Annotated in this window: 22 protein-coding genes; 20 read left to right on the forward strand and 2 right to left on the reverse strand. The window is 40.4% G+C overall.

All coding sequences use genetic code 11. From position 1 onward, the window contains the following. Positions 1–9: 9 nt before the first annotated feature. The 11 genes from KQI91_RS05245 to KQI91_RS05295 all read left to right on the forward strand — a co-directional run bounded on the left by KQI91_RS05245 (position 10) and on the right by KQI91_RS05295 (position 8776). On the forward strand, positions 10–723 hold the full coding sequence (locus KQI91_RS05245; protein WP_216391814.1) for a response regulator transcription factor: 714 nt from the start codon (positions 10–12) through the stop codon (positions 721–723). Positions 724–846: 123 nt separating this feature from the next. Further along, positions 847–1728, forward strand: coding sequence for a DUF368 domain-containing protein (locus tag KQI91_RS05250; protein WP_216391815.1), 882 nt, complete (start codon positions 847–849; stop codon positions 1726–1728). Continuing rightward, the gene (locus tag KQI91_RS05255; protein ID WP_216391816.1) at positions 1718–2332 is read left to right on the forward strand and encodes a phosphatase PAP2 family protein; all 615 of its coding nucleotides are present in this window, start codon (positions 1718–1720) and stop codon (positions 2330–2332) included. The genes KQI91_RS05250 and KQI91_RS05255 overlap by 11 nt, the downstream gene beginning before the upstream one ends. A 51-nt stretch (positions 2333–2383) precedes the next feature. Beyond that, the gene (locus KQI91_RS05260; protein WP_216391817.1) at positions 2384–3448 is read left to right on the forward strand and encodes a bifunctional glycosyltransferase family 2/GtrA family protein; all 1065 of its coding nucleotides are present in this window, start codon (positions 2384–2386) and stop codon (positions 3446–3448) included. Then, on the forward strand, positions 3445–4476 hold the full coding sequence (locus KQI91_RS05265) for a phosphodiester glycosidase family protein (protein WP_216391818.1): 1032 nt from the start codon (positions 3445–3447) through the stop codon (positions 4474–4476). The genes KQI91_RS05260 and KQI91_RS05265 overlap by 4 nt, the downstream gene beginning before the upstream one ends. Continuing rightward, entirely contained in the window at positions 4473–4745 is a 273-nt protein-coding gene (locus KQI91_RS05270) for a hypothetical protein (protein ID WP_216391819.1), read from the forward strand. The genes KQI91_RS05265 and KQI91_RS05270 overlap by 4 nt, the downstream gene beginning before the upstream one ends. A gap of 55 nt (positions 4746–4800) precedes the next feature. Further along, a complete protein-coding gene (locus tag KQI91_RS05275; RefSeq protein ID WP_216391820.1) occupies positions 4801–5076 on the forward strand; it encodes an acylphosphatase in 276 nt (91 codons plus the stop codon). 14 nt (positions 5077–5090) lie between these two features. Then, complete coding sequence (locus KQI91_RS05280) at positions 5091–5351, forward strand: hypothetical protein (RefSeq protein ID WP_072522640.1); 261 nt, start codon at positions 5091–5093, stop codon at positions 5349–5351. A 132-nt stretch (positions 5352–5483) separates the two neighbouring features. Then, on the forward strand, positions 5484–6350 hold the full coding sequence (locus KQI91_RS05285; RefSeq protein ID WP_216391821.1) for an EamA family transporter: 867 nt from the start codon (positions 5484–5486) through the stop codon (positions 6348–6350). Positions 6351–6463: 113 nt separating this feature from the next. Beyond that, entirely contained in the window at positions 6464–8137 is a 1674-nt protein-coding gene (locus tag KQI91_RS05290; RefSeq protein ID WP_216391822.1) for an AAA family ATPase, read from the forward strand. Positions 8138–8233: 96 nt separating this feature from the next. After that, positions 8234–8776, forward strand: a complete 543-nt coding sequence (locus KQI91_RS05295; RefSeq protein WP_216391823.1) for a histidine phosphatase family protein — start codon at positions 8234–8236, stop codon at positions 8774–8776. Positions 8777–8828: 52 nt separating this feature from the next. On the opposite strand, the gene KQI91_RS05300 is transcribed toward KQI91_RS05295, so the two are convergent. Further along, positions 8829–9536 carry a FadR/GntR family transcriptional regulator gene (locus tag KQI91_RS05300; RefSeq protein ID WP_216391824.1) on the reverse strand — a complete coding sequence of 236 codons (708 nt, stop codon included), beginning with the start codon at positions 9534–9536 and terminating at the stop codon, positions 8829–8831. 320 nt (positions 9537–9856) lie between these two features. Here KQI91_RS05300 and KQI91_RS05305 point away from each other — a divergent pair, with 320 nt between their 5' ends. The 9 genes from KQI91_RS05305 to KQI91_RS05345 all read left to right on the forward strand — a co-directional run bounded on the left by KQI91_RS05305 (position 9857) and on the right by KQI91_RS05345 (position 19259). Further along, a complete protein-coding gene (locus KQI91_RS05305) occupies positions 9857–10738 on the forward strand; it encodes a dihydrodipicolinate synthase family protein (protein WP_216391825.1) in 882 nt (293 codons plus the stop codon). 47 nt (positions 10739–10785) lie between these two features. Then, positions 10786–11706 carry a 4-hydroxy-tetrahydrodipicolinate synthase gene (dapA, locus tag KQI91_RS05310; RefSeq protein WP_216391826.1) on the forward strand — a complete coding sequence of 307 codons (921 nt, stop codon included), beginning with the start codon at positions 10786–10788 and terminating at the stop codon, positions 11704–11706. Between the two features lie 54 nt (positions 11707–11760). Continuing rightward, on the forward strand, positions 11761–12750 hold the full coding sequence (locus tag KQI91_RS05315) for a TRAP transporter substrate-binding protein (RefSeq protein ID WP_216391827.1): 990 nt from the start codon (positions 11761–11763) through the stop codon (positions 12748–12750). Positions 12751–12844: 94 nt separating this feature from the next. After that, positions 12845–13345, forward strand: a complete 501-nt coding sequence (locus KQI91_RS05320; protein WP_216391828.1) for a TRAP transporter small permease — start codon at positions 12845–12847, stop codon at positions 13343–13345. Further along, positions 13327–14622 (forward strand): TRAP transporter large permease, encoded by a 1296-nt coding sequence (locus KQI91_RS05325; RefSeq protein WP_216391829.1) that lies wholly within the window; start codon positions 13327–13329, stop codon positions 14620–14622. Before KQI91_RS05320 ends, KQI91_RS05325 begins: the two co-directional genes overlap by 19 nt. Before the next feature lie 12 nt (positions 14623–14634). Continuing rightward, positions 14635–15987, forward strand: a complete 1353-nt coding sequence (locus KQI91_RS05330; RefSeq protein ID WP_216391830.1) for an FAD-dependent oxidoreductase — start codon at positions 14635–14637, stop codon at positions 15985–15987. A 162-nt stretch (positions 15988–16149) separates the two neighbouring features. Beyond that, positions 16150–16986, forward strand: coding sequence for an ATP-dependent sacrificial sulfur transferase LarE (larE, locus tag KQI91_RS05335; protein ID WP_216391831.1), 837 nt, complete (start codon positions 16150–16152; stop codon positions 16984–16986). After that, complete coding sequence (locus KQI91_RS05340; RefSeq protein ID WP_216391832.1) at positions 16986–17741, forward strand: tRNA threonylcarbamoyladenosine dehydratase; 756 nt, start codon at positions 16986–16988, stop codon at positions 17739–17741. Before larE ends, KQI91_RS05340 begins: the two co-directional genes overlap by 1 nt. A 180-nt stretch (positions 17742–17921) precedes the next feature. Further along, entirely contained in the window at positions 17922–19259 is a 1338-nt protein-coding gene (locus tag KQI91_RS05345) for a hypothetical protein (RefSeq protein ID WP_216391833.1), read from the forward strand. 177 nt (positions 19260–19436) lie between these two features. On the opposite strand, the gene pyk is transcribed toward KQI91_RS05345, so the two are convergent. Continuing rightward, entirely contained in the window at positions 19437–20861 is a 1425-nt protein-coding gene (gene pyk / locus KQI91_RS05350) for a pyruvate kinase (RefSeq protein ID WP_216391834.1), read from the reverse strand. Between the last annotated feature and the right edge of the window lie 406 nt (positions 20862–21267).

The raw sequence follows: 21267 nt of genomic DNA on the forward strand, positions 1-21267 counted from the left end.
CCGAACAGAATGGCTGACCAGAACAGAATTCTGATTATAGAAGATGATGAAGATATCAGTATGATAGAAGAAGCATATCTGGCGGCAGCCGGATTTGATACAACAATTGTTTCAGACGGAGCAAAAGTCAATGAGATTCTTGATAAAGAGGAGTTTGATCTGATCCTTCTGGATCTGATGCTGCCAGGTAAGAGCGGGTACACGATCTGTCGGGAGATCCGCGACAGACTCGATATTCCAATTCTTATGGTAACAGCACGTTCAGAGTCTGTGGATAAGATTCGTGGCCTTGGTATGGGAGCAGATGATTATATCCCGAAACCGTTTGATCCGGCAGAGCTGGTTGCGCGTGTGACAGCGAATATTCGCCAGTATGACCGCATGAAGGAGAAATTTCAGAATGCAGAAGTTTTTGATGGACCGGATGAGATTCGTATCGGAGACCTTCGTATTCTGGTCAATAGCTGGAAAGTCTACAAGGGGGAGCAGGAAATTCGCTTTCCGAATAAGGAATTTGAGTTACTGAAATTCCTTGCCATGAATCCGAATATTGTTTTTTCGAAAGAGAAGCTTTTTGAGAAAATATGGGGATTTGATTATGCGGGAGACAGTGCAACGGTTATGGTGCATGTTAATCGTATTCGTGAGAAGATTGAGGATGACAGCAAGAATCCGAAGATTCTCGAGACCGTCTGGGGTGCCGGATATCGTCTCAATAAATGAGTGTTCTGAAGCACATTCTGATTCACAGTTATAAATAATTTAAGATTTGTTTAGGAAATTACCTCCTGTTTGTTTAGTGTAGACAGTTATGATTGTCTCATAAGCAAAGAGGAGGTTTTTGTTATGATAAAAGAAGGAGTAAGCGGTTTTTGCATGGCGTTGGCAGACAGTGTTCCAGGAGTATCCGGAGGAACGATTGCATTTATTATGGGATTTTATGATCAGTTTATCGGATCGATCCACAATCTGGTATTTGGCAATATGAAAGAGAAGAAAGAGGCATTTCGGTATCTGATCAAACTGGGAATCGGCTGGGTCCTGGGAATGGGAATTGCAGCAGTTCTGCTGTCTTCATTATTTGAAAGTCATATTTATGTAGTAAGTTCCGTATTTATCGGGTTTATCGCAGGTTCAATTCCAGTGGTTGTACGAGAAGAATCAAAATCTTTCCGCAAACCGGAAAAGGGTTTTCTGTTTCTTTGTATCGGAATATTTTTGGTAGTGCTGATCACCTGGTTGAATGGTAAAATAGGAATGAGCTCAGTCAACCTTGGAAATATTTCTTTTCCACTGGCGGTAAAGCTTTTTCTCGTGGGTATGATCGCAATTTCAGCGATGTTCCTGCCGGGCATTTCGGGATCTACACTGTTACTGATCTTTGGAATGTATATTCCGGTACTTAATGGTGTGAAAAGTCTGTTATCTATGGATTTTTCCTGTTTCCCGGCACTCGTGATCTTTGGATGCGGAGTTATGACAGGAGCGGTAACTGTAGTAAAAGTCATTCAGGTCTGCCTGGAAAGATTTCGTATCCAGACGATGTATATGATTCTTGGAATGATGATCGGTTCCTTTTATGCGATCATCATGGGACCGACTACCCTGGAAATTGCACAGCCTGCACTGAGCTTTCAGAACTTTAATGTCATTGCAGTGATCATCGGCCTTGGGCTGGTGCTCGGCATGCATATGCTGAAAGAATGGAGTGAGGGTTATGAACATTGAACTAAAGATTCTGGACTGGTTTCAGACACTGCACACACCGGTGCTGGACAAATTTATGGTATTTGTGACAAGCCTTGGAAATGCAGGAATTCTGTGGATTGTGTTGACGGTATTGTTTCTGACAATACCAAAAATGAGAAAAACAGGTGCAGTCATGGCGGCTGCCTTGATCATAGATGCATTGCTCTGCAATGTGGTGTTAAAAAATCTGGTGGCACGAACGAGACCTTATGATGTGAATACAGGAGTACAGCTTCTGGTGTCAAAACTTCATGATTATTCTTTTCCATCAGGACATACGGCAGCTTCTTTTGCTTCTGTGGCTGCATTGTATTTTGCCGGAGAAAAGAAGCTTTGGAAACCGACACTGGTGCTTGCCTGTCTGATCGCAATCTCGAGATTGTATCTGTATGTGCATTATCCGACGGATATTCTTGGTGGAGTGCTTCTTGGTCTTGTTGCCGGATATCTTGGATATAAGCTTGTGAGACTTCTGGAGAATAAAATCTCGGGAAGAAAGAACGGAGGCGAGCAGGATGAGCGTAGGAAATATAATGTTAATAGGACTCCTGTTGATGATTTTTCAGATCCCAGGAATCATTGATAACCATTATAATCAATAATGACAACCCGTAACGGAGGTGAGACTAAGATTATGGCATGGGTGATCATACCGGCATATCAGCCGGAAAAAGATATGATTTCCATTGCAGAACAAATGTGGGAATGCGGATGCAGACTTATCGTTGTGGACGATGGAAGTGGAGAAGGATTTGATGAAATATTTGAAGCAGTCAGTGATATCTGTGTGATATTGAGACATCCGGAAAACAGAGGAAAAGGTGCTGCGATCAAAACAGCACTGGCCTATATAGAAGAAAAAAGAACATACAGAGATGTGATCGGAATCATGGATGCAGATGGTCAGCATTTACCGGAGGATATGATCCGGCTTCTGGAAGTAGCAGGGGATTCTGCAAAGACAATGGTACTTGGTGTCCGAAGTGTAGGACAGAAGATGCCTTTACGTTCCAGACTGGGAAATGAGATTACGAGAAGTGTTTTTCAGCTGGTAAGTGGTGTGAGAGTATCTGACACGCAGACCGGACTTCGGGCATTTGGCACAGAACTGATTCCCCGGCTTCTTGAAATAGAAGGTGACCGGTATGAATATGAAATGAATGTGCTTCTGACGATGGCACGGGAAAAGACGCATATTGAAGAGGTGAGGATTAAAACGATCTACAAAGATGATGACAACTCGACTTCGCACTTTCGCACGGTTCTTGATTCTCTGCGAATTTACAAAGATATCATTAAATTTACATTTTCATCCATGTCGAGTTTTGTGATCGACTATCTGTTGTTTGGTTTGTTTATGCTGATCTTTCCACATACAGTGATGTGGATTCTGGGAGGCAATATCCTCGCACGGATGGTGAGCAGTTATTATAATTACAGCATGAACTGTAAATATGTATTCAGGACAGAGAAGGCAGCACGGACGGCCGTAGATTATTTTCTTCTGGCAGGATTTATTCTGGTGATGAATAATGTAATCCTGGAAAGTTTTGTTCAGGTTCTTCGGATTCCGGTATATCCGGCAAAACTTCTGACAGAGTGTCTGCTGTTTCTGATCAGCTGGACCGTACAGAAACATATGATCTTTAAAAAAGACAGAACACCTGTGTTAGGAGTAAAGAAAGAAGCCGGATTATGAAAAGAAAGTTTATAGTTTTGGGTGCAGATATTCTGGCAGCGGCATTCATACTTCTGGCAGTGTGGATCATTAATTATAAAATACCTCAGAAAGGAACACAGGCAGTACCTCTTCAAAAGATTACGGAGGTACAGAAAAATGTAAATCTGAGCAGTGATACTTCGGGAAGTTCTCTGCAGCGGACAGACGTGGTAATGTCTGAAGAAGACTGGCATCAGAAATTTGCTGATAAATTTACAGACAAAGTTGTGGCAACGGATACTTCCTATACCAGTCCGAATCTTTCTGTGAACCTGACGTTCAACAGCTATGATACAGGGAAACTGGACAAATCCAATGGAGGAAAACATGAGAAATACGGGACTGCTATTTCTTATGTGCTGGCAGATATCTATGTAGGTGATATTACCTGTCTGCAGACGGCATTTGCACAGGATACTTATGGAGTAGGATACGAAGAAAAACTGACGGATATGTCAACAAGGATGAAATCAATTCTGGCAGTAAATGGTGATTCTTACAGCAATAACCGCCATAAGGACAACGGGACGATTATCCGAAATGGAGTGATCTATCGGAGTATGCAGTCAGATGCAGAAACCTGTGTTCTGAACTGGGATGGGACGATGAATATTTATCCACCGAAGCAGATAGATGTACAGCAGCTGATTAAACAGGGCGCTTATCAGAGCTGGATCTTCGGACCGAGTCTTCTTGATGAAAATGGAAAGGCAAAGAAAACTTTTTATACATGGGATTATATAAGACAGTCACATCCGAGAACAGCGATTGGTTATTATGAACCGGGGCACTATTGTCTGCTTCTGGTTGATGGCAGACAACCTTCTTCCCGAGGAATGTTTCCTTCGGAAATGGCACAGCTTTTTGAACAGCTTGGATGTAAAGCTGCTTATAATCTGGACGGGGGACATTGTTCCTTTATGACATACAAAGCTCAGGTAGTGAATCATCCCTACAAACCGGAACACCAGGTTTCAGACGGGATCTTTATAACGGAGGGATTATGATGGTACAGATGAAAACAGTTTTATTTCATATCGCAGTAATCTGTGGATTTGTGTGTGCAGTAGCAAAAATTCTTGACTGGTATAATCCGTATATGGATTTTGGAGGTCATCTTGCGTGGGCAGGTATGACGGGATGTGTTGCTGTTTTTCTGTTTGGAGTACTGAGTATCTCGGGAATCATCCAGAGGGATTTGGAGATGAAGCGAACCTGTCATAGGAACGGGATGCATCATCACCATATGAAAACACATTATCATCAGGTCGTATGAGTTTCTGGTAGATTTTATTCTCTTTTAGGTATAAAATGTGTATGGAGGTAACGACATGCACAAGATCAGAGAATCCATCTGTTTTTATGGACGAGTTCAGGGTGTCGGATTTCGCTATAAACTGAGATATCTGGCTGAGAAATACAGCGTGACCGGCTGGGCGAGGAATGAATATGACGGATCGGTTTCGACAGAACTGCAGGGGCTGGAAGAAGATATTGACAAGATTCTGCAGGCACTTTACAATGACCGTTATATAGAGATTGACGATATCCGAAGACGCAGGATTCCGGCAGATGTGGAAGAACGAGGATTTGGAGTCAGATACTAAAGGAGGACGTACGGGTGGACGAATTATACCAGGCAATTGAGGCAAAAATCAAGGCAGCAGGATATCCGAGAGAGATTTCCGGACAGGCTGTTTATGAAGACATCTGTGACCAGATTGAAGGCAAAGAAAACGGCAGTTATGTATTGCTGTCCAAGTTTGAAGATGATGTGATTTTTGAATATCACATTACGATCATGGATCATGAATTTAATCTCGGAATTCTTACGATGAGACTTCCGGAGGGCATATACGCAGCGAACTTTGATGAAGATTAGGGGTTACTGTTTAACGATGATATTCCGTGAACAGTAAAACGAACTGAGCGGGTGAAAACCTGCTCTTTTTAATAAAATGAGAGAGTTTATCTCTGTAAATCTAAATGTCAAAAATATATAGGGGGGATTCATATGTGGATCTTATTTGCAATAGGGTCTTCTTTTTTTGCAGGAATTACCGCAATTCTTGCAAAATGCGGAATTCAGAAAACAGATTCTGATGTGGCAACGGCGGTCAGGACGATTGTAGTTCTTTTATTTTCCTGGCTGATGGTGCTTGTGACAGGAACATTGTCCGGAATAAAGGACATAAGTGGAAACACACTTTTGTTTCTGATATTGTCGGGTATGGCAACCGGGGCATCCTGGCTCTGCTATTTTCATGCATTGCAGAAAGGGGATATCAATAAGGTTGTACCGATTGATAAATCGAGCACGATTCTGACCATCCTTCTGGCATTGATTTTTTTACATGAGGGATTATCCTGGGCAAAAGCAGGTTGTGTCTGTCTGATCGGAATCGGAACCATGATGATGATTACCAGAAAAGAAGAGACAAAAAATAATGTTCAGAAAGACGGGAGCTGGCTGATCTATGCAGTCTTATCGGCTGTGTTTGCAAGTCTGACGGCAATCCTTGGAAAGATAGGTATTTCCGGAATTGATTCCAATCTGGGAACGGCAATCCGTACTACGGTCGTGCTGGTCATGGCATGGCTGATGGTATTTATGAAAGGAAAGCAGCACGAGGTAAAAGAAATTGAGAAAAAAGAGCTGCTGTTTATCGGTCTTTCCGGAATTGCAACCGGAGCATCCTGGCTCTGCTATTACAGGGCATTGCAGGAAGGGCCGGCGAGTGTAGTCGTTCCGATTGACAAGCTGAGCATTCTTGTCACGATTGCTTTCTCCTGGATCGTATTCCATGAGAAGTTGACACGGAAATCGGCTGTTGGAGTGGTACTGATCACATTGGGTACTGTGATCATGACAATGGTATAACAGGCAGGGAGTAACAAGAACATCTGTGCAGGAAAGGATAATTAAAAAGGGTTTCCGAACTTGTAAAGTCCCGTCCTGACATGATATTATCATAACAGAAGGGAGTGAAAAATATGGCGAATTTGAATATTCCGGTAGGTATTTCCGATTTTGAAAAAATCAGAAAAAATGGATTTTACTATGTTGATAAAAGCAGTTTAATTGCTGAAATACTTAAAGATGAACCAACAGAGGTTACGCTGATCACACGCCCACGACGTTTTGGAAAAACACTTGGAATGAGTATGCTAAGAAGTTTTTTTGATATCAGAAAAGACAGTAAAGAATTATTTGAGGGTCTGGAAATATCAGAAGATGCTTCACTGTGCAGAGAATGGATGAATCAGTGGCCAACGATTTTTTTTACTCTTAAAGATATTGATGGATTGGATTTTGATGAAGCGTATGGACAACTTGCTGCACAGATATCGAATCTGTTTAAAGAATACACATATCTGCTTGATTCAGAAGACGTTGATATAGATGATAAGGAAATTTTTCTTGCTCTCAAAGCAGGAAAAGCAGATAAAATTCAGATAAGCAGATCGTTGAATACGTTGATGCGGATGTTGCAGCAGTATTATAAAAAACCAGTGATTTTACTATTGGATGAATACGATGTACCAATTGCCAAGGCAAGCAGTCATGGGTATTATGCACAGATGCTTAATCTTATTAAGATTATGATGAGCACTGCGTTTAAAGACAATAATTCACTCCGGTTTGCAGTAATTACAGGATGTCTGAAAATTGCCAAGGAAAGTATTTTTACAGGGACAAATAATCTGGTTTCGGACACAATCACGGACTCGCGTCTGAATGAGTGCTTCGGTTTTACACAGAAAGAGGTAGATAAACTTTTAATTGCAGCTGATGCACAGAGACTAGCGGACAAAATAAAAGAATGGTATGACGGATATCAGTTTGGCGATTTTGATGTTTATTGTCCCTGGGATGTTATGAATTATCTGTATGATTTAAAAAGAAATCCAATGGCAAAACCTGCAAGCTATTGGAGAAATACCAGTGACAATGCAATTATTCGGTCGTTTATCGAATATGCAGGAAACAGTATCACAAAGAAGCTGGAAATTCTGCTTTCCGGTGGATATATTTTGCAGCAGATTGATGAGAATCTTACGTATGATTATTTGCATTCTTCAGAGGACAATCTTTGGAGCGTTCTGTATGTGACCGGATATCTGACGAAGATCAGGAATGTGGAGCTGGAAAAATCCTTACCGGAAAATATGCTGGCACTCCAGATTCCGAATGCTGAAATCAGAGAAATTTTTGAAACAACAGTTGTGAAGTGGTTTGATGACAGTGCAAAGACATGGAACAGAAGAGAATTATTTGCAGCAGTATGGGCTGAGAACAGTGAAAACCTTACCGAAGAAATGAATAAACTGCTTCGAAAAACAATCAGTTACCATGATTACAGAGAAGACTTTTATCATGCTTTTCTTGCCGGGATTTTTGCTGGTGCGGGATACATTGTAGAATCAAATAAAGAACATGGAGAAGGCAGAAGTGATGTAGTCGTGTATGATTCAGTCAATAGCCGGGTGGCAGTTTTTGAGGCCAAATATGCTGTTTCAATGGACGAAATGGGACAAAAGTGTGATGAGGCATTACATCAGATTGATGAAAGAATGTATGCAAAAGAATTTGAAGATGAGTATGACCATATCCTGTGTTATGGAATCTCTTTTTTCAAAAAACGGTGTCTCATCAGAATTAAATAAAAGTTTATGACATTATAAAAAAATGGAAGTATCGTTTACAGTTCGGAAATGATAAAATGAAGAAAAGAATAGTGAACAAATGAACAGGAGAAAAATATGGGACATTTTTATTTTGTAAGACACGGTCAGACTGTCTGGAACGTAGCAAATAAAATTTGCGGGGCAACAGATATAGAACTGACAGAGAAGGGACATCAACAGGCCATCGAGACAGGACATGAGATCCTGCGTCAGGGAATCAGGGCAGATGAGATTCTGTATTCTCCGTTGATGCGTGCGGCAGATACCGCGAAACATATTTCTGAGATTACGGGGATTCCAGCACGGGTAGAGCCAAGACTGATTGAACAGAATTTTGGAAAATACGAATCCACGGAGCGTAACGGAGAAGAATTTCAGCTGGCAAAACAGCAGTTTGCCAACAGATATGAAGGTGGAGAATCCATGCTCCATCTGGCACAGAGAATCTACAATTTACTTGATGAGATCAAGGCAGAATCCGATCATAAGACCTATATTCTTGTGGCTCATAACGGAATCTCCAGAGTGATCCAGTCCTACTTCTACGAAATGACGAACGAAGAATATGCCACATTTGGAGTGAAAAACTGCGAAGTCAGAAGATTCGATTTTGAATAATGCAGGAATAGCTGCTACAGCGCTGAAAAGTCAGTGATGTAGCAGCTTTTTCTTATTCTTCCTCAAGAGTTACAATATTTAAAGTCAAATTGGTTTCCATCAATACAATATGTTTTTTCATTTCACGTTCTGCTTTGGCTGAATCTTTTGCAACAATAGCCTTTAATATTTTTTCATGAGGTCCGATAGTATCTTTTACATTCTGTTTGATAGAGAAAGTATTATTTCTGAAATCTTTTAATCCTAAATTAAGTCTCTCCATGACATCAATCATCAGGTTATTTCCACATCTTTTAAGGATTTCTGAGTGGAATTTTTCATCAATGACAGCAAGATTATGAGCATCATTTCTTTTAGCGGCATCGCAAAATTCGTGATGGATAGCGTTAAGACAGGCAATACCCTCGTCATCGATTTTTTCGGCAGTCATTTTGGCAGCAACTGGTTCGATAGCATACCGCATCTCAAAAGCACTTCTAAGATCATTCTCATTAGCAACAAGCCAGTTTATAGCAGGAGAAGGTTTTTCGGATTTCTTTTCTGCGACAAAAGCGCCTTTTCCTGTTTTTAACTCAACGATTCCTTTGGCCTGCAGGAAACGAAATGCCTCTCGGACAGTTCCTCGGCTGACATTCAGATTTGTGCAAAGTTCTTTTTCGGTAGGCAGTTTTGTGCCAGGTTGTAACTGTTCATCTTTGATTAAATCTTTGATTCGTTCTTCTACCTGATGAACAAGAGGTACACGTTTAATTGGTTCCATACGTATGGCCCCCTTCCTTATTGCAATTTTGGGTGAAACGAATTATAAAATATAGTTTTATTTATCATATTTGATAATAAAAAATATGTCAAGCATATTGTAGGACATTATACAATATTTTTTTGAACTATAAAATATAAAAATAGAATTGTGAAAAATGCATAAAAACATATTTGAAAATAGTGATGTTTTGACAGAAATGATATTTTCTATTGACAAAATGAAAAAAAGAGTCTAGTATACGAATTGTAAGACAATCCTACAAACAAACAAACCTACAATCAAACATATAACAATAAGACAAAGAGAGGAGAAGCTGCATGAGTGTAAAATATGAAGGTATAATCCCACCGATAGTTACTCCGTTTACAGAAACGGGTGAAATTGATGAGGAGAAGATCAGAAGAGAAATGGAAATATGCCTTGAGGCAGGAGCTGATGGAATCAGTGTTGGTGGAAGTACCGGAGAAGGTCCAACGCTGCGAGATGAAGAGCTGATCCAACTAATTGGAATTGCCAGAGAATATGTAAAAGAAGGATCAGATAAAACTGTTGTTTGCGGTGTAATGAGAACTTGTACCAGAGATGCGGTGAGAGCCGGTAAAATTGCAAAAGAAGCAGGCGCAGATGCAATCATGGTTACACCTACTGCGTATAATGTTCTGGTTCCAAATGCAGAAGGAATGTTTGATTTTTACAGCACGATTTCTAAAGAAGTTCAGCTTCCGACAATTATATATAATGTAATTCCACAGAATACGATATATCCGGATCTGTTCCATCGTCTGTTGAATGAAACAGAATATATTATGGGAATTAAGCAGAGTGTTGGTGGAATTCAGGCATTGTATGCAGATCTTATGGAAGTTGGAGAAAAAGGTCGTGTATATGCTGCTACAGATGACATGATTTACTCTTGTTTTGATTTGGGAGCGAAAGGTGCGATTTCAGCAATCTTGTCAGTATTCCCTAAAGAATCAGTTGAAATGTGGAAATGTGCTCAGACGGGAGATCATTTACGAGGTCTTGAAATTCAGCAGTCTTTATATAAAAAATGGCAGGTTCTTGGTGGCAATCAGTTTCCGATCAGAATGAAATATGCGTTGAAGTGTCTGGGACGTGATTGTGGATACTGCAGAAGTCCGATCACTTATCTGCCAGAAGAAGAAAAAGAAGCAATTCGAAAAGCATTTACAGAATAAAAATAAAAAAAGGTAAAACGAAATATATTTAAAGGAGGAAAAATTTTATGAACAAATTTGTTGCAAAATATGGAAGGATTCTGGTACCGCTTATTACACCTTACGGAGAAAACGAAGAAGTTGATTATGATCAGTATGAAAAACTGATTGATTATATCATTACAAATAAACTCGGAGATTCCCTGATTGTTACAGGAACTACAGGAGAAGCAAGTCTCTTAACATTTGATGAAAGAGTTAAATTAATGGAAACAGCTGTAAAAGCAGCTGCAGGACGTATGCCGGTGATTGCCGGAACCGGATGTGCAAGTACAAAAGAAACGATTGCACTTACAAAAAAAGCAGAAGAACTTGGAATCGAAACCTGCCTTGTAGTTGTTCCATTTTATAATAAACCGACACAGGAAGGTATTTATTTGCATTATAAGAAACTGGCAGAAAATACCAAAGCGAATATTATGCTTTACAATATTCCGATTTTTGTAGGTGTAAACATGGAACCTGAAACAGTCAGAAGACTTGCGGAAATTCCAAATATCATTGGAATTAAAGATGAAGCAGGAATCAATCCGACGCAGGTTACAGATTTCTTCCTTGCAACAAAAGACGTAGATCCGGATTTTGCAATTTACAATGGTGATGATGTAATGCTTCTTCCGACAATTGTACAGGGAGCTATGGGGCTTGTATCTGGAGGGGCTCAGATTTTTGGACATGAAATTCGTGCAATCTTTGATGCATTTGAGGCAGGTGAGAACGAAAAAGCAAAAGAGACTTTTGAGCCGCTGTATCGTTTCTGCAAGAGTACAGGACAGAATGGACGTATTCTTCCAAACTCAATCATGCGTCCGGCAATTGAAGCTGTATCAGGCATTCGTCTTGGAAATGCAAGATTGCCGTTAGCACCGCCGACAGAGGAAGAAATGAATGTCACATTAGGAATTCTGAAAGATATTGGAAAAATTTGAAAAATAGTTTATAATAAGGAATGTATTCTGTAAATACATGAAAGGAGTATGCAAATGAAGAAAGGATTGGCATTACTTACTACTTTAGGATTGGCAATAACAGGGTGTACAACAAATGTTTTTGCAGCGGATGTTGTGATTAAACTTGCGGATGTGCAGGCTGAAAATGATGTTGAAACACAATTTGAATACAAATTTGCAGAGCTTGTTAATGAAAAGAGTGATGGACGTATTGAGGTTCAGGTATATCCGGCAGGTCAGATGGGAGAAATGACAGATATTCTGACCGCGGTTCAGTCTGGATCAATGCAGATGACTAGAACGAATCCATCCTGGCTTGCAGATGCAGGAGTATCATCAATGAATCTTCTTGCACTTCCTTTCGTATTTGATGATCTGGACAGTGCTAATAAAGTGCTGGAAAGTGATGTAGGGCAGAAGATTCTCGATCAGGTAGAAGAGAGCGGCACCATGGTAAAAGCACTCGGTTATCTTGAGCCGTCAGGACGCTACTTCTTCTTTAAAAACAAAAAAGTAGCAAATCTGAAAGATATTGCAGGATTAAAAATCCGTGTACAGACGAATGATCTTGCGACAAAGATGGTAAGTAGTCTCGGTGCATCTGCAACTCCTATTTCCTATAATGAACTGTACAGTTCTCTGCAGACAGGAATTGTTGATGGAGCAGATAATCCTTTAAAAGGAATTTTAAATATGAGTTTTTATGAAGTTGGGTCTTATGTGTTAGATATGCCTCATCAGTATGAAGCGAGTGTTATCATTATCAATTCTGACTTTTTCAACGGCTTAAGTGAAGAAGATCAGGCAGTAATCAATGAGGCTATGGAGGAAGGCGCAGCGTACTTCAAACAGATTTCTGACGAAGCATTAGAAGGATATCGTTCGCAGCTGGAAGAAAAAGGAATGGAATTTGTTACACCTGATAATCCACAGGAGTGGAAAGATGCAGCGCAGAGCATTTATTCAGATTTTACAGAAGGAAATGAAGACCTTCTTCAGGAAATTATAGATGGTCAGAAATAATCTGTGATAATGCAATCCGGGTGAATCAGAAATATATACTGAATCATCCGGATTGTTTCAATTATTTAGTTCTTGGGGCAATGGAGGTATTCATATGGGGAAAGAACAGGCAGATGAAAAACATGGAATCAAATTTTTCGAAGGAATCTATAAGGTGATTGAATGTGTAAGTGCACTTTGTTTATGTGGGCAGGTAGTTATTATTTCAATCGCAGTAATTGGAAGATATATATTTAGTTATACGCCTACATGGTCAGAAGAAATTGCCAGAGTTCTGATGGTATGGATGTCATTTCTTACGGCCAGCATGGCAATTAAAGATGATACACATGTAAGAATATCTGTATTTGACAAATTTTTTGGAGAAAAAGGACTTAAAATCCGGGACACAGTGTTTTCAATCATAAACATTATTTTCAGTCTGATGCTTTTCTGGGAAGGCTCTAAGCTGGTTATGCAGACTTCAAGAACAAAACTTCCGGGAAGTGGAATCTCATCGGGAGTATTATATGCATCAATATGTGTCGGAGGATTATTTATGGCTGTTATGCTGATTTACAGAATGGGGGCGAGATTATGTCAACGGAAACAGTAGGAACAATCATTCTTCTAGCAAGCTTTTTTATTATGATTTTTGCGGGAAATCATATTATTTTTTCGATAGGAATTTCTACGTTATTAACATTGTTATATCTGAAGGTTCCGCTTATGACAGTTGCTCAGCAGTCTGTAAAAGGATTAAACTCTTTTTCACTGATGGCGGTTCCGTTTTTTATTCTTATGGGAGACATCATGTCGGCAGGAGGTATAACGGACAGACTGGTAAATCTTGCCAATGCATTGGTGGGATGGATGCGAGGCGGCATGGCAATGGTGAATGTACTGGCATCCATGTTCTTTGGAGGAATTTCAGGATCGCCGACAGCAGATGTGGCATCACTGGGACCAATTGAAATTGAGATGATGGACAAATCCGGGTATGACAGAGATTTTTCTACTGGTCTTACAATGAGTAGTGCAATTCAGGGTTTGCTGATTCCGCCGAGTCATAATATGGTTATTTATTGTATGGCAGCAGGTGGAGTTTCTGTTGGACAGATGTTTATGGGGGGGATTGTCCCAGGGGTATTTCTTGGAATCGTTCTGATGGTATTTTCTTATTTTGTAGCCTTAAAGAAAAATTATCCAAAAGGGGAAAAATTTTCACCCAAGGCAGCTGTCAAAGCATTTATTGATGGAATCTGGGGTATTCTCACAATCCTCATTGTAGTGGTGGGGGTAGTAGCAGGTGTATTTACTGCAACAGAATCAGCAGCGATCGCCTGTGTATATTCAATTATTGTTGTGTTATTTATCTATAAATCAGTATCAATTAAGGAACTGTTTGGTGTATTTAAAAAGAGTCTTAAGACGTTGGCAATGGTAATGGCTCTGATCGGAGTTTCATCAGCATTTGGCTGGGTAGTTTCTTATCTGCGTATACCGATGAAACTTACTAATTTTATGATGAGTATTTCATCTAATAAAGTTGTTCTGTTATTACTGATCAATCTTCTTTTGTTGGTTATGGGTGCATTGATGGATATGATCTGTAGTATTTTGATTATTACGCCGATTATTCTTCCAATCGTTGCAGCTGTTGGAGTTACACCGCTTCAACTTGGCGTAATCATGATTTTTAACCTTGGAATCGGTCTGATGACACCACCGTTTGGCGTTTTGCTTTATGTATGTAGTGCAATTAGCGGAAGGAATATTGAACAGCTGGTTAAAGCAAGTATTCCATTTTATATCGTAATGTTTGGAGCATTGCTGGCAATTACTTTTATTCCACAGCTTACGACATTTCTGCCGGGGCTGCTGTTTGGCTGATGGAGGATATATATGATCATAAGACGTATGGAACAACAGGAGAAAAAAACCGTTACATATGATACAGTGGTAGTCGGAGGCGGAATTGCGGGAGTATGCGCCGCAGCTGCAGCTGCAAAAAATGGGAGTAAAACACTGTTGATCGAAAGTTCTACTTTTCTGGGCGGTGTTGTAACGATGGGGCCTCTGGAAGCATTAATGACTCAGTATGATACAGAGAGAAAAGTCATTGGCGGAATGGCAGATGAATTGTTTGAATTCATAAAAGAGCAGGATTATCAGTCTGGAAATGTGAACGATACAACGGGATATTGTAATAAAATTATTCCATATCAGTCGGAAAGCGTTAAATATGCGATGCTGTGTATGCTGAATAAATATCAGGTAGATTTTTTACTTGAAACAACACTTGTAAATGCATATGTTGAAGATCGGGTTCTTGTAGAAATAGAAGTACAGACCAAGCGGGAAAGAATTACTGTAGTTGCAAAAGCTTTTGTGGACTGTTCTGGAAGTGGAATACTGGGCTATTATTCCGGATGTGATATTATGTTTGGCGATGAAAATGGTATCAGTCAGCCGGTTACAGTATTGACCAAATGGGGAAATGTAGATAAACAAAAGTTAAGAGAATATGTGCGTATGCATATGGATGAGTTTACTTCTTTTAATGCTGAACTGGATCTTGAGGCGGAATTTCTGCATTTGTGGGGATTTTCTAGGACGCTGATCGAGGGATACGAAGCGGGAGAGTTAAGTCTGCGAAGAGAAGAAATGCATTTAATGGAATCAACTGTACCGGGAGAGGTGATACTCAATTTTTCCAGATTAGGAATTGATCCATATGATGCTTTTGCGATGAGTAAAGCACAGTTTGATGGATGCAGCCAGGTATATGAACTGTTTCGTTATTTTCAAAAGAAAATTCCTGCATTCAAAGATGCAAAAATACTTCAGAGTGGATATGTCGGGGTACGGGAAAGCGGACGTATTAAGGGAAAAGACGTATTGACCAGGCAAGATATCGTTTCAGAAGAGAAACGGCAGGATATTGTTGCGATGGGAGCATTTCCTATGGACATTCATCAGCAGGGAAGCGGGATGAAATTTGAGCGTGTTTTGAAAGGATATGGAATACCGGCAGGAGCTTTGTATGCAGAACATATAAAAAATCTGTTTATGGGAGGTCGTTGCATCAGTTCAACATTTGAGGCGAATGCGTCCTGCAGGATTTCAGTTACGTGTATTGCGACAGGGCAGGCAGCAGGAGTTTTGGCATCTGAGTATCAGGAAAAATCAGACTACGAAAGCCTGGTTGCAAAAACCAGAAAGGTACTTATTCAGCAAAATGCAATTATTCAGTAAAAATAATAAAGGGGCATGTTTGTGAGGCATGCCCCTCTATTTTTTGGAAGGAAAATGGGAGGTATGTTGCATATATTCCTTCGTTTCAAAGGAATTGTATATTGTACGCTCCATGCCGGTATGCTATAATACACACTAGATTACTAGGTTAAAAAGGAGTGTATGACAGTGAATCTTCATGATAAATATAAAGTATTACAGCAGAATCTGAAAGATATGGGAAGTGTGGCGGTTGCTTTTTCAAGTGGCGTTGATTCCACATTTCTGCTGAAAGCGGCATTGGAAGCGCTTGGAAGTGACAATGTGATTGCGGTCACAGCCAGTTCCTGTTCTTTTCCGGGAAGAGAATTAAAAGAAGCAAAGGAATTTTGTGAGAAAAATGGTGTTCGCCATATCATCTGTAAATCCGAAGAGCTGGATATCGACGGATTCCGGCAGAATCCGAAAAACCGTTGCTATCTGTGCAAGCATGAGCTGTTTGAGAAAATATGGGATATTGCCAGACAGAATGGTATGAACGCAGTTGCAGAAGGATCTAATATGGATGATAACGGAGATTATCGCCCGGGTCTGATCGCGGTCAAAGAACTTGGGGTCAGCAGTCCGCTTCGTCAGGCAGAACTTTATAAAGAAGAGATTCGTGAGTTGTCCAAAGAAATGGGGCTTCCGACATGGGACAAGCAGTCCTTTGCATGTCTTTCATCACGTTTTGTATATGGAGAAACGATCAGTGAGAAAAAGCTGGGCATGGTAGACAAAGCAGAACAGCTTCTTCTGGATATGGGATTCCACCAGGTACGTGTTCGTATTCATGGAAATATTGCCAGAATTGAAGTGCTTCCGGATGAAATCAGCAAGATCGTAGAGGAAGAAAACCGAACCAGAATTGCAAACCAGCTTAAAGAATATGGATTTGATTATGTGACTTTGGATCTTCTGGGCTATCGTACCGGAAGTATGAATGAAACGCTGGATGAAAAAGAAAAGGAGATTAAATAATGCTGAATCAGTTTTCCAGAACACAGCTGCTTTTTGGCAAAGAAGCAATGGAGAAGCTGGCTGGTTCCAGAGTTGCCGTATTTGGAATTGGTGGAGTTGGCGGTTATACGGTAGAGGCACTTGTTCGAAGTGGTGTCGGTGCACTTGAGCTGATCGATGATGACAAAGTGTGTCTGACTAATCTGAACCGCCAGATCATCGCGACAAGAAGCACGGTTGGAAAATACAAAGTAGATGTTATGAAAGATCGAATTCTTGACATTAATCCGAAGGCAGAAGTTAATGTTCATAAATGCTTTTATCTGCCGGAGACAAAAGATGAATTTGATTTTTCGCAGTATGATTATGTGGTAGACGCAGTCGATACAGTGACGGCAAAAATTCAGCTTGTCATGGAAGCCAAAGAAGCCGGCGTTCCGATCATCAGCAGTATGGGGGCTGGAAATAAGCTTGATCCAACCGCATTTCAGGTAGCGGATATCTACAAGACTTCCGTATGCCCTCTGGCAAAAGTTATGCGTCGTGAACTCAAAAAACGTGGAGTTAAGAAACTGAAAGTTGTATATTCGCAGGAAAAACCGACTCGTCCGATTGAAGATATGTCTATAAGCTGTCGGTCTCACTGCATCTGTCCTCCGGGAGCGGCACATAAGTGCACAGAACGTCGTGATATTCCGGGATCTACGGCATTCGTTCCATCGGTTGTCGGGCTGATCATTGCCGGAGAAGTAATTAAAGATCTGGCTGCGAAATAAACGGACCGGAATTTTGAAAATAAAATACTGAATGAATAAAAAGGGCTATTATCTTCGGTATACCGAAAGGAATCGTGGATAATGGCCCGTTTTGGTCTCACTTTATGTCGGTATACCGAAAGAATGTTAAGATGAACTTACTATATAAATCCTGTATTCGACAGAAAGGAGAGTATACATATGAGAAAGAAAAACAAATGGGCGATGTTTCTGGCAGTTGCGATTGCAATGGCTGTAACGGGAAACTCAGCGTTGGCTGTAAAGGCGGATGAGGCTGTATCTGAGAAGGCTCCCAGTGTTAAAGAAGAACAGAATACTGAGAAAGAAAAAAGTGATGATAAGGAAGAACATGTGCCTGCACTGTGCAATGAGGGGAATCATGAACTTATAGAAAATATGATGGTTTTACCGACCTGTACGGAAAAAGGATATTCTGTATACAAATGTAAGGAAGACGGATGTTCTTATGAAGAAAAGAGAGATGAGACGGATGCACTTGGTCATGATCTGAAGGAAATTTCTATGGAAGAAGCGACTGCGGATAAACCGGGCAGTATTACTTACAAATGTCAGCGAGAGGGTTGTGAGTACGAAGAGATTGTGGAAATTCCGATAAAAGATCCGAATGATGAGTCTGCAGATAAGGATAAAACAGATGATTCTGATACAAAAGAAAATGAGAAGACAGACAATGATAAAGCAGAAGATTCAGAAACTGATCCAGACAGGAAACCAGACTCAGAGGACAGTGACAGTTCTGAAGCTAAAAGTGATGTAGATGAAGATCTTCCGGATGAGGATATTGACGAAGAGTATGCAACGTATGCATCTTCTACATCTACAGTCATTACTACAGAGTATGATCCGGAAACAGCAGTCGGTACAATCAGCATTGTAAAAGAAGATGCGGATGGTCCGACAGAGACAGAAGAAGTTACGGGGATGACTGTTCCGGGTGGTACAACAGAAATTAAAAAAGATGATGCAGGAAATATCACAGATCTGGCTGTTTCTACAGAGATTGAAGAGATCAGAAATGGATTTTCACTGACGAGTGAGAATAAGAAACTTCATTCGATTTCGATTATGGATAAAAAAGATCCGAAGAATTGCAGGATTACTCTGAGCGCAAAGAAAATGGCGACTGAGCTTGGAATGCGTCTTCATATGGAAGAGGGAAGAGTGGTCGTAACACTTACAGAAAATGGCAAAACATTGTATATTACAAAGATTTCTGATACAGAAAAAGAACTGATTCTGACAACATCTACAGGCGGAACATGTACGATCAGCAAGACATTTCAGAAACTTTCTGTGAATAAAGATGAAAAGATTTCCGGTAAGGACAATCAGATTATTTTAACTGATGTAAATGGAAATAAGCCATATCTGGAACTTGCATATGCAGAAGAAAAGGCGGAGTCAGATAAGAAGAATCCGGATGAAGAATTATACTGGATTCAGCCGTATGGAGATGAGGATCAGGAACCGATCGTAATCACAATCTATAAGAAATAAAATGGATATATTGTATTCACGAAATGCCGTTTGACTGTAAAAATGTAGCTGAAAAATTGTGAAATTAATCACGAAATATGTAAAAAACAGGTCATTATCACCCGAAATGGGAGATAATGACCTTGTTCATTTTTGTATACAATTTTACAGATTTGATACGGTTGCTGTAAATGTAGCTTAATATTCACCAACAACAGTTGCTTTAAGCAGGTTGGTATTACCGGAACGTCCAAGTGGAACACCGACAGTAAGAACAACAACGTCGCCTTCTTTGACGTAGCCGCCTTCTTCGGCCGCCTCTGTAGCGTGAAGGAGAAGGATCTCCATGCTGTATTCTTCTTTGGTCAGAAGTGGAGTAACACCCCAAACCAGGTTCAGCTGACGCCAGATGCGTTCATCCGGAGTGCATGCGATGATCGGGCATCCTGGACGATATTTGGAAACCATACGTGCAGTATTACCGGAACGTGTAACTGCGATGATGGCTTTGGCGTTCAGGTCGATCGCTGTCATGCAGGTAGCATGAGAAATAGCGGTAGTTACGTTCTCTGCGTGATCCTTGGAAGAAGTACTGAACTGTTTGTTGTAATCAACATCAGCTTCTGTACGGACTGCGATCTTAACCATAGTTTTGAGTGCTTCAATTGGGTATTTGCCGGCAGCAGTTTCACCGGAAAGCATGATTGCACTGGTTCCCTGATAGATCGCGTTGGCAACGTCAGTGGTCTCGGCACGGGTCGGACGTGGGTTTTTGATCATGGAATCAAGCATCTGAGTAGCTGTGATAACCTGCTTACCGGCACTGTATACCTTACCGATGATATCTTTCTGGATAACCGGAACATCCTCAAGCGGGATCTCAACACCCATGTCACCACGGGCAATCATGATACCGTCAGCAGCTTCGATGATGCTGTCGATGTTGTCAACACCCTGCTGGTTCTCAATCTTGGCGATGATCTTGATGTCCTGTCCACCGTTTTTCTCAAGAATGTCACGGATTTCTTTGACATCGGCTGCAGTTCTGGTGAAAGATGCGGCGATAAAATCATAGCCTTCTTTGATACCGAAGAGGATATCGTCATGATCTTTTGGGCTGATAAACGGCATGTTTACTTCTACACCAGGGAGATTGACACCTTTCTTGTTACCAAGAACGCCACCGTTTACTACTTTACAGACAATGTCCTGACCTTTGATTTTCTTGACTTCAAGTCCGATCAGACCATCATCGATCAGAATATTGTTGCCTGGTTTGACATCCTTGTATAATTCTTTATAGGTGACAGAAACGATTTTCTCGTTTCCTACGATTTCTTCTGCGGTTAAGGTAAATTCCTGACCTTCCTTCAGTGTGACCTTTTCATTTTCGAATTCGCGGATACGAATTTCAGGGCCTTTTGTATCGAGAAGCGCAGCTACCGGTTTACCAAGACGTGTACGAATTTCTTTTAATTTATCAATACGACCTTTCTGTTCGTCATGTAAGCCATGAGAGAAGTTAAAACGTGCTACGTTCATGCCTTCTTTGACGAGTTCTTCCAGAACACCGTCCTTATCAGTAGACGGACCAAGGGTACAGATAATCTTTGTTTTGCGCATAAATTTCCTCCTACTTTTTTCCTAAAAAATACACCTTTATTCTAACACATAATTTCTAATGTACAAGTAAAGATTTCGCTAAATAAAACGTTAAATTTATAACATTTTCGCCTTCGAATTATAGAAAAAAGAAGAATCTCAATGCCCGATACGATTGATTTAAGCAGCAGGGAGCATCGATTATAAAAAGATCAAGAAATCCGATGCCAGATTCTATTGATTTAACTGGCAGACGGCATCGATTATGGAGGAAAGGTTTTTTTCGATGTCAGGCACCATTCATTTGGGGTTATGCCCGTATAATGGTGTAAATTGAATATTAAAAATAAATAGAGCCAAATGCTCTCCCTTTAGGTATAATAAGTTCACCACAAACAAAATTACCAAGGAGGATTCACAAATGGCT

Origin of the sequence: Blautia sp. MSJ-19 (assembly GCF_018918125.1) — a bacterium.
In the GTDB taxonomy this organism is placed as follows: Bacteria; Bacillota; Clostridia; order Lachnospirales; family Lachnospiraceae; genus Blautia_A.